Annotated in this window: 16 protein-coding genes; 2 read left to right on the forward strand and 14 right to left on the reverse strand. The window is 40.4% G+C overall.

Features of this window, described 5'->3' with window-relative positions:
* Positions 1-164: 164 nt before the first annotated feature.
* The 6 genes from menE to C0T34_RS03305 form a co-directional block, all read right to left on the reverse strand.
* On the reverse strand, positions 165-1595 hold the full coding sequence (gene menE, locus C0T34_RS03280; protein ID WP_109849683.1) for an o-succinylbenzoate--CoA ligase: 1431 nt from the start codon (positions 1593-1595) through the stop codon (positions 165-167).
* Positions 1583-2554, reverse strand: a complete 972-nt coding sequence (gene menC / locus C0T34_RS03285; protein WP_098942370.1) for an o-succinylbenzoate synthase — start codon at positions 2552-2554, stop codon at positions 1583-1585. Before menC ends, menE begins: the two co-directional genes overlap by 13 nt.
* Entirely contained in the window at positions 2554-3411 is an 858-nt protein-coding gene (menB, locus tag C0T34_RS03290; protein ID WP_075670662.1) for a 1,4-dihydroxy-2-naphthoyl-CoA synthase, read from the reverse strand. Before menB ends, menC begins: the two co-directional genes overlap by 1 nt.
* A gap of 12 nt (positions 3412-3423) precedes the next feature.
* A complete protein-coding gene (menH, locus tag C0T34_RS03295; RefSeq protein ID WP_109849684.1) occupies positions 3424-4191 on the reverse strand; it encodes a 2-succinyl-6-hydroxy-2,4-cyclohexadiene-1-carboxylate synthase in 768 nt (255 codons plus the stop codon).
* The gene (gene menD / locus C0T34_RS03300) at positions 4166-5860 is read right to left on the reverse strand and encodes a 2-succinyl-5-enolpyruvyl-6-hydroxy-3-cyclohexene-1-carboxylic-acid synthase (protein WP_109849685.1); all 1695 of its coding nucleotides are present in this window, start codon (positions 5858-5860) and stop codon (positions 4166-4168) included. The genes menH and menD overlap by 26 nt, the downstream gene beginning before the upstream one ends.
* Positions 5861-6211: 351 nt before the next feature.
* Positions 6212-7543: an isochorismate synthase gene (locus C0T34_RS03305; protein WP_098942367.1), complete on the reverse strand. Its 1332-nt coding sequence runs from the start codon at positions 7541-7543 to the stop codon at positions 6212-6214.
* Between the two features lie 208 nt (positions 7544-7751).
* Here C0T34_RS03305 and C0T34_RS03310 point away from each other — a divergent pair, with 208 nt between their 5' ends.
* On the forward strand, positions 7752-8963 hold the full coding sequence (locus tag C0T34_RS03310) for an alpha-xenorhabdolysin family binary toxin subunit A (RefSeq protein WP_109849686.1): 1212 nt from the start codon (positions 7752-7754) through the stop codon (positions 8961-8963).
* A gap of 14 nt (positions 8964-8977) precedes the next feature.
* Positions 8978-10024 (forward strand): alpha-xenorhabdolysin family binary toxin subunit B, encoded by a 1047-nt coding sequence (locus C0T34_RS03315; RefSeq protein ID WP_109849687.1) that lies wholly within the window; start codon positions 8978-8980, stop codon positions 10022-10024.
* A 61-nt stretch (positions 10025-10085) separates the two neighbouring features.
* Here C0T34_RS03315 and nuoN read toward each other — a convergent pair whose 3' ends face one another.
* Genes nuoN through nuoG form a run of 8 tightly spaced genes read right to left on the reverse strand, consistent with a single transcriptional unit; the run spans position 10086 to position 20054 of the window.
* Positions 10086-11555 (reverse strand): NADH-quinone oxidoreductase subunit NuoN, encoded by a 1470-nt coding sequence (nuoN, locus tag C0T34_RS03320; protein WP_098942364.1) that lies wholly within the window; start codon positions 11553-11555, stop codon positions 10086-10088.
* Positions 11556-11561: 6 nt separating this feature from the next.
* On the reverse strand, positions 11562-13091 hold the full coding sequence (gene nuoM / locus C0T34_RS03325; RefSeq protein WP_098942363.1) for an NADH-quinone oxidoreductase subunit M: 1530 nt from the start codon (positions 13089-13091) through the stop codon (positions 11562-11564).
* Between the two features lie 19 nt (positions 13092-13110).
* Positions 13111-14946 (reverse strand): NADH-quinone oxidoreductase subunit L, encoded by a 1836-nt coding sequence (gene nuoL / locus C0T34_RS03330; protein ID WP_098942362.1) that lies wholly within the window; start codon positions 14944-14946, stop codon positions 13111-13113.
* Positions 14943-15245, reverse strand: coding sequence for an NADH-quinone oxidoreductase subunit NuoK (nuoK, locus tag C0T34_RS03335; protein WP_023581731.1), 303 nt, complete (start codon positions 15243-15245; stop codon positions 14943-14945). Before nuoK ends, nuoL begins: the two co-directional genes overlap by 4 nt.
* Positions 15242-15775, reverse strand: a complete 534-nt coding sequence (gene nuoJ / locus C0T34_RS03340; protein ID WP_098942361.1) for an NADH-quinone oxidoreductase subunit J — start codon at positions 15773-15775, stop codon at positions 15242-15244. The genes nuoK and nuoJ overlap by 4 nt, the downstream gene beginning before the upstream one ends.
* A gap of 12 nt (positions 15776-15787) precedes the next feature.
* Entirely contained in the window at positions 15788-16330 is a 543-nt protein-coding gene (nuoI, locus tag C0T34_RS03345) for an NADH-quinone oxidoreductase subunit NuoI (protein ID WP_006533299.1), read from the reverse strand.
* A 14-nt stretch (positions 16331-16344) separates the two neighbouring features.
* Entirely contained in the window at positions 16345-17322 is a 978-nt protein-coding gene (gene nuoH, locus C0T34_RS03350) for an NADH-quinone oxidoreductase subunit NuoH (protein WP_098942360.1), read from the reverse strand.
* Positions 17322-20054, reverse strand: a complete 2733-nt coding sequence (gene nuoG, locus C0T34_RS03355; RefSeq protein ID WP_109849688.1) for an NADH-quinone oxidoreductase subunit NuoG — start codon at positions 20052-20054, stop codon at positions 17322-17324. The genes nuoH and nuoG overlap by 1 nt, the downstream gene beginning before the upstream one ends.
* Positions 20055-20078: the final 24 nt, after the last annotated feature.

Below are 20078 nucleotides of genomic sequence, written 5' to 3' on the forward strand. Positions count from 1 at the left end.
AATAATAAGGCGCCTTCGGGCGCCTTTCTCTAATAATCTTTAAGACTTATTGTCTATTTTACGCTCATCATTTTAACCATGGCGAACATAGATTTAAATTACTTTTATCTACCTTTTATATTAGAAATAGAATGTTGATAGGAGGATCGACAAATACACCATTATTACTTCAACAATTGCCCTTTCATCCATTGTTGTATTTGTTTACGAGAGATTTTTATTCCCCCATTTTTAAGGCTTTCAGGAAGTTGTAAGCAAGCAACAGGTCTTTGAAATCCGGCTAATCGGGAGTGATACCACTGTGGTAATTGATTGATGATTTCAATATCAGCATCAACAACTGCAACTGGACGTTGTCCAAATTCGGCATCATCGATAGGGACAACAAAAGATTGGCTAACACTTGGATGTGTATTAAGAATTTTTTCAATATCTTCTGGTTGGATCCCTTCGCCAGCACTGAAAAAAAGATTGTCCAAACGGCCTAAAACACACCATTCTTCGGCACTAAAACAACCTTTATCTCGCGTTGAATACCAACCATCAGCCGTAAGCGATAGCGGTTTTAATTGACCATCAAACCAATAACCTAATGCGATGCTGTCAGACATTATCTGGAGCTCATCATTCACTAACCTAACACTTTTACCTTTTAGTGGAAGTCCGACTCCAGCTTTACCATCCGCTCTCTTAGCACAAACGGTCGATGCCATTTCTGTCATGCCGTAACCACACCAGCATTGAATTCCCCAATGTTCTGCTTCTTGCGTTAGCTCAATAGGGATCATTGCTCCCCCTAATAAAACAGATTTTAGGGTAATAGGTTGTTGATTATCTTGTTGCGCTCTATTTTGTAAGAAGCGCCATAGCTGTGTGGGAACTAAAGAGGCATGGGTACAACCTTGCAAAGCATCTACAAAAGGATGCATTTCACGCACCACCAGTGTTGCTCCGCGTAATAACCAGCGCCAAAGTATACCTTGTCCTGAAACATGAAATAGAGGCAAAGAAAGTAACCAACTATCCCCTTTTTCCAAAGGCATTAATGATAAAACACCCATTGCACTGCAAAGATGTGCATCAAAAGTGTGTACCGCGGCTTTAGGTAAACCTGATGAACCTGATGTCAAAATAAGTGTTGCCATACGAGATGGCTCCCATAAAACATCATTTACTGTTTGAGTTTTATATTGACGTGACATGTTATCTAGTTCAATACCACTAAGATCAAGCAATGTTGCATTTAAATCTAGCGATATTTCACTCAAATCAGCATAAAAATCAATGCCTAAGTGAGGCAATAATTCATCAAGTAAAGATTTTGGAAGCTGTGGATTTAAAGGTAAAACCTTTGCACCACATTGAAAAACAGCGAGCAGTGCGAAAACAAGATTGATGTGATTTTTTCCACGCAACAGCACAGTGCTTTGTGTATCAACACCTTGTTTAGCAAAATTATTAGCTAACTGATTTATATGACAACTTAGTTGCTGCCATGTAATTGGTGAAACACCTGAAATGATGGCCGTTTCATTTGGGTATAGTTGTGCCCAGTGATGCCACGGCCATTGTTTAAATGGAACTACTGTTGCCATACTGTCTCTAGCTGTTCAAGAGAGATAAGCGGAATGTCCACATTTGGCCAAGGACGAATAAGTTGTTGTTTAATCAAATCAACAGTATCGAGCCCCGGAATGCTATTAGGTGTTAACCATTGTGCAATTCTAGCTAATTGAGTGAGTCCGAAACTACTTTCAATGCTTGAACTGATAATGGCATCTAACCCCAACGTATGTGCTTGTTTAACAAGCATTTGACAGCGTTCAAGACTTCCCACTAACGTAGGTTTAATAACAATCGTTGTCACACCAGGTTGTAGTTTTACTTCAAAACCATCATCACGCACAGTTTCATCCCAAGCGATGTTAATACCAGTTGCTTGAGAAAAAGCCAGTGACTCTTCAGGTGTTTTGCAAGGCTCTTCTAAAAACGCAATACGGTCACGCCATTGCGGATTAACATACTTTGCAAAGCCTTCTGCTTTTGCTGGTGTCCAGCTTCGATTGGCATCAAGTCTTAGTTTTAAGTCAGGGATAGCTTCTAATAACAGGTTAACAACGATCCCATCACGCACTGCTTCATATAAACCAACCTTGATTTTAGCGACCTTTTCACCTTCCATATCATTAAGGCTTAAAATCAAATCATCAGGATCGCCATTACATAAAGGTGCAGCACGATAATTCGCGTCTTGTGGCAATGTATCTTCAAGCTCTGCTAATGCACAGCTAATACCAAAAGCCACACTTGGCAGTTCACTATGAACAGGGTTTTCACCCGCGCACCAAGCTGTTAACCAAGATTGTGCGGCTTCTTGTGCTTGTTCTAAAGTTTCACGGCTAAACTCAGGAAGAGGTGAAATTTCACCCCATCCTTGTTTGCCATTTTGCTCTAAACAGACAAGAAAACCATCACGCGTTTTTAGCCTTTGATAGCGCAGAACAACGCCTGCATCTACAGGTAGGCTGAATGAATAGAGTTTGGCGTTTCGCATTATGGGTTACGTTTAAATCGAGTGAAATCAGGTTGACGTTTTTCGTTAAAGGCGTTGCGACCTTCTTGACCTTCATCTGTCATATAGAACAGCATAGTTGCATTACCCGCTAATTCTTGAAGGCCTGCTTGACCATCACAGTCTGCATTTAATGCTGCTTTCAGGCAACGTAATGCCATTGGGCTGTTTTCCAACATTTCACGACACCAGCGTACAGTTTCTTTTTCAAGATCTGCGTAAGGAACAACGGTGTTAACCAAGCCCATTTCTAATGCTTCTTTTGCATCATATTGACGGCATAAGAACCAGATTTCGCGCGCTTTCTTTTGGCCAACAATACGAGCCATATAAGAAGCGCCCCAGCCACCATCAAAAGAGCCCACTTTAGGACCAGTTTGACCAAAAATAGCGTTTTCAGCAGCAATAGTTAAATCACACATCATATGAAGTACATGGCCACCACCGATAGAATAACCTGCAACCATTGCTACAACAGGTTTTGGACAAGTACGGATTTGGCGTTGGAAATCTAATACATTCAGGTGATGAGTACCGCTATCATCGCGATATCCGCCGTAGTCGCCACGAATTTTTTGGTCGCCACCTGCACAGAATGCTTTTTCACCGGCACCCGTTAAAATGATAGTACCAATTGTGTCATCATAACGTGCATCAGCTAATGCTTGGATCATCTCTTTCACTGTCAAAGGACGGAAAGCATTACGCACTTGCGGGCGGTTAATCGTAATTTTTGCAATGCCATCGACTGATTTATGATAGAGGATATCTTCAAAACCTTCAGAACAATCCTGCCATTCAATCGGTGCATATAATTTTTCTTCGCTCGGGTAAAGCATAATTAGGTTCCTTTAACCAAAGAGGGATAAAACATGATTTATCACCGCAGCATAAGCAACAGGCTGTGCCTGATGGGCATTATGACCAGCATGCGGGATAGTCGTTAATGGCAGCGAATATTGCTGCGCAATAGATCGAAATTTATTATCTTTTTCGCCACAAAGCCAAATAAATGGCAAAGTGAGTTGCTGTAATTCAGTAACAAGCCAAGGTTGATTACCTAAAGAAAGTGTTTCTAAACTTTCAGCAATACAAAAACCCGCATTACGGCAACGTTTTTCAACGAGTAACTGGCGTTTATCATCACTTAAATCGGCAAATACCGGTTGCTGATACCACTGTGTTAATACGTCACTGATAGGTTCATTACGAAAACGTTCAGCCCAGCGTTTATCATGTGCAAGGCGACTTTGCCTTTCCGTTGCATCATATAACCCCGGATTTCCGCCTTCTACAATCAATCCCATTAACCCTGTAGTATCACCAAAACACGCGTGATACATAGAAATTCTGCCACCTAACGAGTAGCCAATTAACCAATAATGATCAATACCTTGCTCTTTAAGTGTGTCTGTTAGCAATGCACTAACTTCAACAAAATCTTTCGCGCTGATAGATGCAGAACCACCATGACGAGGCAAATCAATCACAAGTGATGGATATTCATGGCAAGCCTGAATAACAGGCTCCCATTCACAACCTTCACCTAATAGCCCATGTAACCAAACTAACCAAGGCCCTTCATTATGGGTATTATATCGCTGACATGCTAAAGTCATGAGATGTTACCTGTTTTACCAGCTGATTTAATGTTTTTGCACCATCAGTATCATCAACAATTAATTCAATTAATGTCGTTGTTGGCGCCCCTGTCCAGCACGCCTGAACAGTCGTTAACAGTGCATCCCAACTTGTTGGTGATACATAATGCAAGCCAAACATTGCGGCTGCATGTTCGAAATTTAATGAGTGAGGCATACAGTAAAAGCGTTCTCGCTCTGCCTCTGGCGTTGGTAGCATTGAAAATATTTGCCCACCGTTATTATTCACTACGATAATAACATTAGGCGCATAAACTTGTTGATGCAACGCTAGACTATTTAAATCATACAGTGCCGATAAATCGCCTAATATTGTTAATGTTGGCTTTTCTGTTGCACGATGAACACCCGCAGATGTTGAAATCAAACCATCAATACCACTCGCACCTCGATTGCTCATCACAGGATAACCTCGAGGAAGCTGAGCAAATGCATCGATTAATCGCACTATTAGACTATTGCCAACAAATAACTGTCCATCATTAGGAAGTAATTTATCTAATTGGTGCGCAACCTGTGCTTCACCAAAATAATCCGTTATTTCACTGACTTTTTGATAGGTTTGTTTAGCTATCTGAGTTAATGCATTTGTCCACGGTGAATTATCAACCGCAGGATGTGCCGTTAACCACTGCATCGGTGGTAATGTAAATTTCTCACCTTGATGATGACCAGGATCTAAGCGTCCCGGAATAGGATCAATAATCCAATACGTTTTTGGCGAACATCCTACTTGCCATTGTAATAAGCGTTTGCCTGTTAAACTTGAACCAAATTGAATAACGATTTCAGCTTTATTTAATTCTGATTTTATCTGTGGATTATTCAACCATAAATCGGCACAAGGTAACGGCTGCCCAGTTTGTGATAATACATCACTCAATAAAGGCCAACCTAATTGTGAAGCCCATTTTGCGACTTCAACGCCCTCTTCTGGGCTAATACGTCCTGCAATAACCACACCTTTTTTCTGACGCAATGCATTCCATTGAGGATGCATAATGACAGAAGTAAAAAGTGTTTCTTGTAGCCACGGTTTATCACTTTGCCACCAATCCCCTAAAGCTTCAGTCCATGGAGTCGATGTTTCAACATCATCACCATATAAAGGTTCTGCAAAAGGACAATTGACGTGTAATGCACCATGAACCAATATATTCATGGCATTATCAAGGGTAGAAACTAACCAGCTTGCAGAAATATCTGCTGTTGGTCTTGGTAACGAGAGTGTCTGTGAAGGATGTGTTGCAAAAATACCTTGCTGGCGAATAGCTTGGTTTGCACCACAATCAATTAATTCAGGCGGTCTATCCGCGGTTAGAAAGACAATACGCTCACCCGTTAACCCGGCTTCAATCAACGCAGGATATAAATTGGCAACAGCTGTTCCTGATGTCACGATCACAGCGACAGGCTCTTTGGTTGCTTTTGCGAGGCCCAAAGCTAAATGACCAAGACCACGCTCATCAAAATGCGTATGGCAGACTAATTTTTGATTGGCAGCCGCCGCAAGTGTTAAAGGTGTCGAACGAGATCCGGGGGCAATACAGATATGGCGTAAGCCATGACGAGTCAAAGTTTCGAGTATAACTTTAGCCCATTGGCGATTAAACGAACTATTAGACATTGATCATCCCAACAACGAAAACCTGCAATTGCTATTATAATATCTGTTCCTAAATACTTTTCCTTAGCCTAGTTCAATGAACAGAAGTTTTCGTTAAATAAATCGTTAAAGAAAACACTCAAAGAGTGCATTATTTAGGCTAATCATCCATTCTATTTTCAATGAGCTCTTTTTTATCGTTAAGAATAGGAATAAATAGCGCTAGTGTTCTAAAGAATAGCATCAATTAGTTAACAATTAGCAGTGGTTATTTGAAGAGTAGCACTAAATAACTGGCTTTAAAAAACTACTCATCAAATTTTGATTATTACGCTGATATTATTTATTCAAACTGAAATTATCTGTAAGAAATTAATTCTCTTTTTCCAGCAATGTACGTAAACCTGCCGCTTTATTTTCGATTTCAGTCCACTCTTGCTGAGGATCAGATCCTGCAACAACTCCTGCACCAGCGTATAAAGTCAATGCATCATCGTGCAACTCACCACAACGTAAACTGACCGCAAATTCTGCATGGGGGAGAGATAAATATCCCGCAGAGCCCGCATACCAACGACGCTCAAAAGGTTCATGCTTACGAATAAATGCACGCGCGACACTTCTTGGTAAGCCACATACGGCTGCAGTTGGCTGTAATCGCTTTAAGCAATCGATGTCATCAGAGTCAATTAATTTACCATGTATATAGCGACGAAGATGCTGCACTTTACGCAATCGGATAACATCCGCGGGTGAAACATCAATACCGTCAACACCACCTTGTAATCGTTGGCAAATATCATCAACTACAACCAAATTTTCATGTTGATTCTTCTTATCATTCATCAACCAATCTGCAAATTCAGTGGCTTGTTGCTCGTTATCAGAACTCGCGACTGTACCTGCCAACGCTTCAGTATAAAGCATCAACTCATCACGCTTATATAATCTTTCTGGAGTTGATCCCATAAATGCATCTGAAGGTGAAAACGCCAGCATATAGTGATAGCAATGATGATTAACATCACGGCTCGCTTTCATAAATTGGATCGCTTTCAGCGGGTTATCTAGAGTTAAGCATGTCGCTCTTGCAGGGACAACTTTTTCAAATAAACCTTGGCTAATTTCATCTAAGGCAATATTGAGATAGTGAGTCCACTGCTCTTGCGTTAAAGAGTGATTAACATGAGTAACAGAAACAGAAAGCGGTTCAATTTCTACAGCTTGATTTAATGTTTGCAGAAAATCTAATGTATTTTGCTTATCACCTTCATCCAACATATTTAGATGAACAGAAAGCTGTTGCTGGTGGCGCCTAATCTCAATGCGAGGCAAAAAAAGGTAGGCATCATCGCCTTTTATTTTATCAATGTGGCCTGGAATAATGGTATCCCACGCATTTAAGCCCCAAATACGCACATCATCACTGTCTGCATCACAATGATGTAAACCTAAGAATTTGCAAGCATCTTGAATATGATTAAAACAGCGTAATTGCCCGCAAGCAGCGACTTCTTCATGTTCATCGCGATGTTGCCAATAAAATTGGGGATAATACGACTGTGCAGCAAGCCATGAGAGCAATGAAAATGAAACCTCTGATGGCAAGGTGACTTTCAAATGTAAAAGATTACCTTGTGCTGTCAGATTTATATTTTTAACTTTTTCGTACAGTGTCGAAAACACAGGATTAACCTTTTCCACTCCAATACCCACAACTAATTAAAAGGGAGATTATACGTCTCTATACAAATTATCAAAGGGTTGATTAATTATAACCTTTGTCATTTATCAAAGTTTTGTATTTTTCATGTTACAAAGTAGATGCATTAATCTAAAAACTTAAATCGTGAACAAATCATTTTAAGGCTGAACTGTATAGACGAAAAACATTATACATAAGAGGGGTTATATGGATACAACCATCTTTGAACAAGTAGATAAATTTATCGAAGCGCCCGATGTTCCTAAAGTTGCACTAGGTTTAATATTAGGAATAGATATCGAAAATGGTCGATTACCAGGAATTGTGACTGCTCCTGATTTAATTAAGATAAAATCTTATATTAATAAAGCGCTTTCACTTCCTTACAAACTAGATGATGTAATAGATTTTATTGGTTACAACCAAATAAGCATACAACAACTTTTACCAGAAAATATTTTATCTCTTTTTATCAAAATACGAGAGCATGCCCTAGAATGGAATAAGATAGAATATTCAATAAAACAGCAAGCGATTGATTTAGAAATTATTGGTAGAGAAATTACTTCTACAGGTGAAAATATTATTGCCTTTATTAATCAAATGCCGTTACTTACTAAAATATCAACAACCATGCATGATCTTTCTGAGCAAGAGTTAACCAACATTAAATATACCTCTGAAGATAAACAAGTTTCCATTCAACTTATTCATATATTAGAAAGTATGAAAGAAGATATTGAAACTGAGCGAGATAAAACACTTAAATTAAAAGAGAATTTATCCACGTTCAGAAGTAAAATCATGGGTTGGAAAGACAGTAAAAATGTTGCTCATCACTCTATTTATCATGAAATTCTTAATAAAAAGAGACTCATTAATGAATTTTATAATAAAAATAATCCTCTATTAAGTGATGAACGTGATTTACTGATTGAAGATATCTCAATACTCAAAGAAGAATATAAAAACTATGTTATCCTTGCTTTTACAGGGCTTGCAGCGGGCATTATCGGCGTTATTATTACAGGTGGAATTTTTGGTTCAAAAGCTGAAAATATTCGTAAAAAAAGGAATCAATTAATTGATAAAGTAAAAAACCTCAATAAAGAGATAGATATTTACACCAACCTATCACTACATTTAAATTCACTTTATATTGAACTGGAAGAGATACAACAACTTATCGAAGATACAAATATGGCACTAGAGCATATTGAATATGTTTGGCAAGCCATATTAACGGAACTAGAAGCATCAATTAATAATTTCAACAAAATAAACAATGCATTAGAACTTATTAAGTTTAGTATTTATCTAGAAAAAATCATTTCACCTTGGTATATGGTAATTGGTTATTCAAAAGAGATCTTAATCTCTTTCGATAATGCTCTCTCTTCTTTTTACTCCTCAAATTAACAAAAGGAATTGTTATGAATAATAATGAAACTCGCATCATCTCAGAAATACCTTTTGAACATAATAAACTCTTTCATGCATATAGAAACATTCTTCATTTAAGTAATAATAAATGTTATATGAATAATGATTTTGACAATGAGCTAACCTTATTCTTAGAGAAAAACAATAAAAATATTGAGAGTATCATTTATTTTTCTCTATTATTAAAAAGTCGATTAAGACAAAAATTACTCAACGATATATTTAAAACCATTAATGAAATTGATGAAGAGATAAAAAAGGAAACTCTTGATGTAGAGTTAAAATTAAAACTGGAAGTAGAAAAAAAAGAGATCATAGATCTATATCTAAACGAGATAAACGAAACAAGCACTATAATTAGTGAACATAATTTATTTCTATCAATGGAAATAAAGCGACTTAAAAAACATTTTATCACTCATAAGGTCACACCCTTTATCACTGATAAAAAGGATTTGATTAACCAACTAACAAAAAACATTTCAACTTTAGAGATAGATTCAGAAAAAACGAAGCAAGAACTGAATATCATTCGAGAAAGTGAAGAGCTTCTAAATAAAAGATATTTTCTCAACCTCTTCAAAAGTTCTATTCCGTCAAAGTCAGAAATAGAAGAACTCAATATTGAACCTAAAGAGAAAAACCTGCTATCTTCATTGATAGAAATACTTAATAATTTATTTTCAACCTTAAATCATGGTTTTTCTTATACTAAAATCATTGAAACTCGTCACCAATTAACAGCAAATTACCTAGAACAAATTAAACAACTCAATCAATTAAGAAACAAAAAGCAAAATGCCCTATTTGTTCTAAAACACTACTATAAACTAATTGATATCGATTATTATCTAAAAGTATTTATCGATCAATTAGAACAGTTAAATAAATATTGGGATAATATTAACTTACAACTCTCTACTTTAGAAAATAATATTTTATTAACAGAAGATATTATTATTCCTCTATTTTCATTCTTAGATGATTTTTCTTTATATTACGATACGTCGGAAAAGCTAAACAGCAATACGCCTTAACTAAAAAAAACGGCTCTGTAATAAAGAGCCGTTTTATTATCTTATTATCTAATAATGTCGATTAATTTACTGCTGGAGCAATAATCGCAAAATTAGTTAATTCAATAAGTGGTTGTGGCCACACACCTAATGCGATAACAACAATTGCACAGATTAGTGCAACAAATGTCGCCATATTTTGTGATGTTGTTGAAATGGCTGGAGTGTTGTCATTGTCTGGTTTACGTAAGAAGACAATAGCCGCAGCACGTAGGTAGTAGAATAAGCCAATCGCACTACCTAACACAACCATACCTGTTAACCACCATAAGCTTGAGCTGATACCTGCAATGATGACATACAGTTTACCAATGAAGCCTAATGTAATTGGTACACCTGCCAGTGATAACATCATCAGCGACATCACCACAGCAACCACAGGACGACGCCAGAATAATCCGCGGTAATCTTCCAGTGAATCCATTTCGCTCTCATGGTAAGGACTTGAAGCTACTGCAATAGCACCAAATGCCCCTAAGCTTGCAAACAAGTAACCCGCTAAATAAATTTCAGCTGTTTCTTGTGCTAATACAGGGCTGTATTGCAATACAATTAATGCCACTAGCAGATAACCAAGGTGCGATACTGAAGAGTAACCCAGTAAGCGCTTCACGCTCTTTTGCGTTAACGCCATGATGTTACCAAATAAGATAGAGGCAATTGCCATGAAACCTAAGATCATTCGTAAGGTTTCACTATCCGCAGCGGGTGCTTCAAGGAATAAACGCATAACAACAGCAAAAATACCAATCTTACTTGCTGTCGCTAAGAACGCGCCAGTTGGTGCTGGTGCGCCTTGGTAAACATCGGGTGTCCACAGTTGGAATGGGAATAAAGATAATTTAAAGCCAATTCCCACTAACATCATACCTAAACCTGCGAGTACTAATGGTTTATGAATATTGCTATCACTTAAACTCTGCCCCATCGCAGTAAAGGAGAGGTTTCCTGCTTCTGCATAGAGAAGTGCCATACCAAACAGTAAGAAAGAAGATGCTGCTGCTGAAAGCAGCATATATTTAATACCTGCTTCCAAAGAAGGACGTTGTTGGAATGCATAACCGATAAGACCAAACAGCGGTAATGTCAGTAATTCAATACCAATAAACATCGATGCGAAGTGGTGAGCCGAAGAGAGTAAAATCCCCCCAATGACCGCAATCGCAATCAGCAAGTAAAACTCTTCTTTGTTATCTTGATAGCCTTCTAACCAAGGATAAGCAAAAGCTATAGTTCCAATACCAGAAAGGATCACTAGCGCGGTAAAGAAGCTAGAGTATCCATCAACATGGTAAAGCGTGGTAACGTCCACTACGCCTAATGCATTAACGTAATAGAGTGATCCCAGCGCAATGATGAAGCCTGTTGCTGTCAAAGTGGCAATAATAAAATGATCGCGTCGCCACGCAATGGACAGCATCACAACCACCACCGTCAATCCGACGATCAATAGCGGTAGCATTGCGATCAATTGTTCAGGAGTTATTGTCATGGCGAATTACGGCCTTACTGTTGAAATAGAAGCGGAATACCAAGTCTGGAGATTTTCCATCGCTGATATTGATGTGTCTAATACTGGTTGTGGGAAGAAGCCCAAGATAACCAGTAAAACAACCAATGTGATCAGGATAAAGAACTCTCTCAGATCTAACCCTTTATAGGTTCTTTCAGCTGTTTTCGGTGAACCATAGTAAGCTTGTTGCATCATCCACAATGCATAGACAGAAGCAAAAACTAAACCAAAGACCGAAATAATCGTGATCAGCTTAAAGTGACCATAAGTACCAAACAGGATCATAAACTCACCAACGAAGTTACCTGTTCCCGGCATACCTAAAGAGGCAACCGCAAAGAACAATGAAAACGCTGGTAAGAAGCGGATGCTTTTCCACAATCCACCCATTTGGTTCATATCACGCGTACCTAAACGCTCATACAGCATGCCACACATGATAAACAGACCTGCTGCTGACAAACCATTGGTGATCATTTGAATAATCGCACCTTGGTAAGCCAATACAGAACCGGCATAAATCGCAATTACGATAAAGCCCATGTGAGAAATACTACTGTAAGCCGCAAGACGTTTGATATCTGTCTGACGAAATGCCAGTAATGCCGCATAAAATACAGTAATTAAACCTAACCACATTGCCACAGGAGCCAGTAACGCTGACGCTTCTGGGAAGAGCGGTAAGTTAAAACGTAATAGACCGTAAGCCGCTGTTTTTAGCAAAATACCTGATAAGTCAACAGAGCCTGCTGTTGGCGCTTCTGCGTGAGCATCCGCTAACCAACCATGTACAGGAATAATTGGCATTTTCACTGCAAATGCAGCAAAGAAACCTAACATCAGGATAAATTGTAGTTCAGAGCTTAAAACAGTATGTGCTTGTAATAAGGTATCGTAGTTAAACGTCCAAATACCTGTTCCGCGGTAGAAAGCCACCGCAAGACCGATAATGGCCAGCAACATTAACAGGCCACTTGCCTGTGTATAGATAAAGAATTTTGTTGCTGCACTAACGTGTTTTTTATCGCTACTTCCTTTGTGTCCCCATAAAGAAATCAGGAAATACATTGGGATCAACATCATTTCCCAGAAGAAGAAGAATAAGAACAGGTCAGTTGCTAAAAATACCCCCATCACACCTGCTAAGATCCACAGCAGGTTAAAATGGAAAGCACCTTGTGATGGCTGATTTTCACTCCACGATGAAAGTACCGCTAAGATACCTAAAATCGCAGTTAATACAGTCATCAGCAATGACATACCATCAAGTGCAAATTGGATATTAATCCCTAAAGCAGGGATCCACGGCACAAAGTAATACTCTGTCCAGCGTGGCGCTCCATCAGCACTAAGTAGTTGATAATCGCCCTGCAACCAAAGTTGCACAGAAATAACGAGTGTTAATCCCATCGTCAGCAACGCAACCCAGCGAGGGACTTGCGAGCCGATTCGTTCAGCCTGCCAACTTAGCAGGCCACCGATGAAGGGAATAAGTATTAGCCAGGGTAATAACATGGCGCAATGTGTCCCTTAATTAAACCAGAAGCAGCAGAGCGATGACCAGCACTGCACCTAAACCGAGAGAAGCCGCATACCAACGCGCTAATCCATTCTCACTGAAACTTAATCCTTTGTTGGTACCTTTAAACAGGTAACCGAATAAATTAAAGAATTGGTTAACAGGATCATTTTGGATAAGCCACGCCGCCCCTTTATAAGGTTTGACAAACAGCACTTCATACAGCGCATCAAATCCCCAAGCATGGAACCACCATGTTGAGAAGAAACGACCCGTACAAGTATTGGCAACCTTAGAAACACATTGACGCTGTTTCAGGTATAACCATGCTGCAATGGCAACGCCTACTATCGCTACCACACCAGAAAGAATTTCTAACACATATTTACCCTCGTGCGATGCATTTCCTTCAGGGAAAACAGCACCTAACGGTTGAGTAATTAACGCACCGATAAATGTTGATAACAGTGCTAATACCGCTAATGGGAAAGTATGAGTAAATCCTTTAACTTGGTGTGCTTCGGTTTTGGTTTCACCATGGAATACGATGAAAATCAAACGGAAGGTATAAAGTGACGTAAATAACGCGCCAACTAAACCTGCAAGCATTAAGTTAAAATGCCCGTTTGAATACGCACCCCATAAGATTTCATCTTTACTGAAGAACCCTGCTGTTAACAGCGGTAATGCCGCTAATGCGCCACCACCAATTAGGAAACAAGCATAAACAAATGGGATCTTCTTACGCAACCCGCCCATCTTAAAGATATTCTGTTCGTGGTGGCAGGCAACAATCACCGAGCCTGCTGACAAGAACAGTAATGCTTTAAAGAAAGCGTGAGTCATTAAGTGGAAAATTGCCGCATCCCATGCTTGAGCGCCTAAAGCCAAGAACATATAACCAATTTGGCTCATGGTTGAATAGGCAAGAATACGTTTGATATCTGTTTGTACTAAAGCTGCAAAGCCCGCTAACACTAATGTGACTGCACCGATAATGCCAACCAATTCCAGCACTTCTGGTGCCATTAAAAATAGCGCATTGCTACGTGCAACTAAGTATACACCCGCCGTGACCATGGTTGCGGCGTGAATTAATGCAGATACAGGTGTTGGACCTGCCATTGCATCGGCTAACCAAGTTTGTAATGGAAGCTGTGCTGATTTACCTACTGCACCACCTAATACCATCAACATCGCCCAGTTAATGACGCTTGAACCCACTGCTAATTGCTCAGGAGCAAGTACTGCCATTTCACGGAAGCTCAATGTACCTAATTGGTCAAACAGGATAAACATACCGATAGCTAAGAACACATCACCGATACGCGTTACGATAAACGCTTTCATCGCAGCTGCGCCATTAGCAGGATTGCTATAATAGAAACCAATTAATAGGTAACTACATAAACCAACCCCTTCCCAACCCATATACATCAGCATCATATTATCAGCCAGTACTAAGACAACCATACTTGCGATAAATAAGTTGGTATAAGCAAAGAAACGAGAATACCCTTCTTCGCCACGCATATACCAAGATGCATACATATGAATAAGGAAGCCAACACCAGTGATAACACCCAGCATTGTTAATGAAAGACCATCAAGAACCAGCGTAAATGGAATATTAAAGTTCCCTGCTGACATCCAGTTCCATAAAGTCAGAACATAGGTTTCTTGCCCGTTAGCAAAGAAATCCATACCTGCCCAAAGTGCGACAAGAGCAGATAAACCCACAGAACCTGTACCAATCCATGCTGATACGTTTTCAGACCAACGACCATGTGAGAAAGCGAGCAATAAGAATCCCAGCAGTGGTAGCAGAATGGTTAAATAGAGTATATTCATCCGCGCATCTCACTGACTGTATCGATATTGATATTTTGGCGATGTCTATGAAGCTGTAACAACAATGCCAGACCAATACTTGCCTCTGCCGCTGCCAAGCTGATTGCCAGAATATACATTATCTGACCATCCGTTTGACCCCAAAAGCTACCACCGACAACAAATGCCAGCGCAGCCGCATTAATCATAATTTCTAGTCCGATCAACATAAACAACAGGTTGCGGCGAAGTACTAAGCAGGTAAAACCTAACACAAACAGTACCGCAGCCAAGATCAAACCATGTTGAAGAGGTATCATTTTTGCTCCCCTGCATTTTCGTTTTCGACGAGATCGTCATGGCTCTGATCACGACCAATGTGATAAGCAACTATTAGTCCAGACAATAGAAGAACAGATGCTAACTCAACAGCCAGAATATAAGGTCCAAATAAGCTAATACCGACCTCTTTCGCGCCAATCACATCTCCAGCAATTTCGCCGTGTGTGACACTACTAATTGCATAAATAAGCACGACTAATAGCATCAGAGATAAAAGTGCAGGTCCAATCCAAAACTTCGGTTGTAGCCATTTTTTCTCTTGATCAACGACGGATTTACCTAAATTGAGCATCATCACCACGAAAACGAACAACACCATAATGGCGCCAGCGTAAACGATGATTTCTAATGCGCCAGCAAAATAGGCACCTAACGAGAAGAAAACCACAGAGAGCGCAATCAATGAAATCACTAAGTACAGCAGTGCGTGTACTGGATTGGTATGAGTGATAACTCTCAATGTTGCAAGGATGGCAATCAGCCCCGCGATGTAAAATGCAAATTCCATGAATATCGCTCCTTACGGTAACAGGCTTTTGACATCGATAGGTTTAGCTTCATCATCCGCATCACCTTTGTCTTTGCCGTTAATCGCCATACCTGTTTTACGGTAAAAGTTATATTCAGGATATTTGCCGGGCCCAGAAATTAACAAATCGTCTTTTTCATAAACCAGATCCTGACGCTTAAACTCACCCATTTCGAAATCAGGCGTTAATTGCAGTGCCGTTGTTGGGCAAGCTTCTTCACATAAACCGCAGAAGATACAACGAGAAAAGTTGATACGGAAAAACTCCGGATACCAACGACCATCTTCATGTTCTGCTTTCTGTAATGAAATACAGCCTACTGGACAAACTGCTGCACACAAGTTACAAGCAACACAGCGCTCTTCACCATCAGGATCACGCGTCAACACAATACGTCCACGATAACGTGGTGCAACATTAACAGGTTCTTCCGGGTACATCTGTGTTTCACGTTTGGCGAAGGCATGTAAGCCAATCATCCAAATGCTTCGTACCTGGGTGCCGAAACCAGTCAATAACTCTTTTAAAGTCATGGTTCAATCACCCCTTATTGAGCGTTGTAAAGTATCACTGCAGCAGTTACCAGCAGATTAATAAGCGTTAACGGTAAGCAAATTTTCCAACCGAAAGACATCACTTGGTCATAACGAGGACGCGGTAACGATGCACGAATAAGGATAAACATCATCATGAAGAATCCTGTTTTCAGTGCAAACCAAACGAATGACGGTAAGAAAGGACCTTGCCAACCACCAAAGAATAACGTCACGATAAGACCTGATACCGCAACTATCCCGATATATTCACCAACAAAGAATAAACCGAATTTCATGCCTGAATATTCAATGTGATAACCATCAGCTAGTTCTTGCTCTGCTTCTGGTTGGTCAAATGGGTGACGGTGACAAACAGCAACCCCAGCAATCGCAAACGTAATAAAGCCAAAGAATTGTGGAATGACATTCCACATATTCGCTTGTGAGTTTACGATGTCAGTCAGGTTAAAAGAGCCCGCTTGTGCAACAACACCTAAGATTGAGAGTCCTAAGAACACCTCATAACTTACGGTTTGTGCTGATGCACGCATTGCACCTAACAGTGAATATTTGTTATTACTTGACCAGCCTGCAAATAACACGGCATACACCGCAATACCTGCAACCATCAAGAAGAACAAAATACCAATGTTTAAGTCAGCGACAACCCATGTTGAGCTAACAGGTACAATTGCAAATGACAGCAGTAGAGATGAAAACGCAATCACTGGCGCAATGGTGAAGATAAAGCGATCAGCAAATTTCGGGATCCAGTCCTCTTTAAAGAACATTTTGATCATATCCGCAATTAACTGTGCTGAACCTGCATAACCTACACGGTTAGGCCCATAACGGTTTTGGAATAAACCCAGTAAACGGCGTTCCCCCATACTCATAAAAGCACCACAAGTGACCACGACAAGCAAGATCACGACGGCTTTTAAAACGGTGAGTAAAATCTCTGTAACTTCAGGAGATAACCAGCTCATTATGCAATACCCCGCAGTTGACGAACCGATACACCCACCAGCGATGGAGAAATACCTGCCATACCTAACGGCAAGCCAATTTGACCTTGAGTCAGGTGAGCACTGATTTTCACAGGTAAGGTGAATTCACGGCCTTCGTAAGTAAACATCGCTTGCTGACCTTGAGTTAACGCTAATGCCTGTGCATCAGATTCACTCAATGTTAAATAAGCCGTTTCCATACGAGATTGGATAACTTCAGCGCGTTGTGATAACTCTTCACTACCAAATAAACGGTAGCAAGGTGCGACAGTCCATTGATTTTTCTGTGCATTAAATGGCGCAGGAATATCAGTGAAATAGCCAAGTGTATTATCACCACATTCGATTAAACGCACACCTGGATCGCCAAAGCGTAAGCTGCCACCCACTTCTGCTTGGAATTTATTCCATGCTTGAGGTGAGTTCCAACCAGGTGCCCATGCAAATGGAATTTGCTGACGAGGTGCTGTTGGGCTGTTATTACCCTCCATGGAGAATGCAAATGGAGTGTCGATATCTTTTGGTTGACGCTGTTCATGAACAGATACATTTGCCAACATAGAAGTACGACCGCTATAACGATGCGGTTCACGAGCCAGTTTCTGTCCACGAATACGGAATGATGCATTCGGAGCAGCATCAACAATGCCTGCAAACTGAGGAAGGCTGGTCGCACAATGCTCAATAACACTGTCTAACTGTGTCCAATCCAACGTTCTTTCATGCCATTGTGAATCAACAGCACTCAACCAACGCCAGCTTTCATGCATCACCACTTCTTTGTTATAGAAAGAAGGTTCGAAAACTTGGAAGTAACGTTGTGCTCTGCCCTCTTGACTCACCATTGTTCCATCGCTTTCAGCGAATGAAGATGCTGGGAGAACAAGATGTGCTTTCGCCATAATGTCTGTTTGCTGGTGGTCGATAACAATAACGTTATCTACTTTAGCAATCGCATCATCAATCACGTCTGCATCGTAGTGGCGATATAAATCGTTTTCCATTACAACAACGGTGTTAGTTTGACCACTACGCATCATTTTTAATGCATCATCAAGTGGTTGTGCATTCATCATGGCAAGACCCATGCTGTTTGCATCATCAGCAACGAAAGAAAGCCCTACTTCATTACCTTTTGCTTTTAATGCAAACGCAATGTTAGCGGCTGCTTTGATAACGTCTTCACTCCCTGCATGACTACCACTGATAATTAATGGTTTCTTCGCTTGAGAAAGTGCTTGAACAACCATCTCTATATGTTTATTCAGCGCTTCATCAATGCCATCAACTGCAGGTGCTTCACCGTTAATGTTATTGGCAATCGCAAAACCTAAACGCGCTTGATCAACAACTGGTGCGCGGTAACTCCATGCAGCAACATCATCGAGGCGGGTTTCATCAACATGAGTGACAAACAGCGGATATTTTGCACGTTGCCCGATATTCATAATCGCAGCAATTTGCCAGTCAGCTACTTTTTGAGCTGCGGCCATTTCACGCGCTTTACCTTTCACAGCTTGACGCACAGACAATGCCATACGAGCACCAGTTTGTGTTAAATCTTCACCTAACACTAAAACAGCATCGTAATCTTCAATTTCACGCAGAGATGGGGTATGAACGCCACCCTTTTGTAAAATCTCTAACATTAAAGTCAGTCGTTTTTGCTCTGATGCAGAGATACCGCTATAGAAGTTTTCAGCACCAACAACTTCACGTAATGCGAAGTTACTTTCAATGCTTGCACGCGGGGAACCAATACCCACGATACGCTGACTTTTCTTCAGCATATCCGCAGCAGCTTGAGTTGCTTGAATAGCGTTAATTTCTAACCAGTTACTGCCTAAACGTTTTTTAGGCTGACGAGGTCTGCTTGCTAAATTCACATAGCCATAGCCAAAACGACCACGGTCACACAGGAAATAGCGGTTTACAGTCCCGTTATAACGGTTTTCAATACGACGTAATTCACCATAGCGTTCACCTGGGCTGGTGTTACAACCCATGCTACAACCTTGGCAAATACTTGGTGCAAACTGCATATCCCACTTACGGTTATAGCGTGATGAGTGAGTTTTATCAGTGAACACACCTGTCGGACAAATTTCAACCAAGTTACCCGAGAATTCGCTCTCTAATGTGCCATCTTCAACGCGTCCAAAGAATACGTTGTTATGTGCACCAAAGACGCCCAGATCAGTACCATCGGCATAGTCTTTGTAGTAACGAACACAGCGGTAACAAGCAATACAACGGTTCATTTCATGAGAAATAAACGGTCCCAGATCTTGGTTTCTATGTGTACGCTTCGTAAAGCGATAGCGACGCATAGTATGACCTGTCATTACCGTCATATCTTGAAGGTGGCAGTTACCGCCTTCTTCACAAACTGGACAGTCATGAGGATGGTTTGTCATATACCATTCAACAACGCTTTCACGAAATTTCTTCGCTTCTTCGTCGTCAATAGAGATAAACGTGCCATCAGTCGCCGGTGTCATACAAGACATCACTAAACGACCGCGGGTATCCTCAGCATTTTGATACTGCTTCACCGCACACTGGCGGCAAGCGCCAACGCTTCCCAGCGCTGGGTGCCAGCAAAAATAAGGAATATCTAAGCCTAAATTAAGACAGGCTTCTAACAGGTTATCAGCCCCGTTAACTTCATATTCTTTGCCGTCTACATGAATCGTAGCCATAGTCAGCATGCTTCCCAAAGGCCTGCACAGCAG

The sequence above is a fragment of the Proteus sp. CA142267 genome, from assembly GCF_003336825.1.
Taxonomy (GTDB): Bacteria; Pseudomonadota; Gammaproteobacteria; order Enterobacterales; family Enterobacteriaceae; genus Proteus; species Proteus terrae.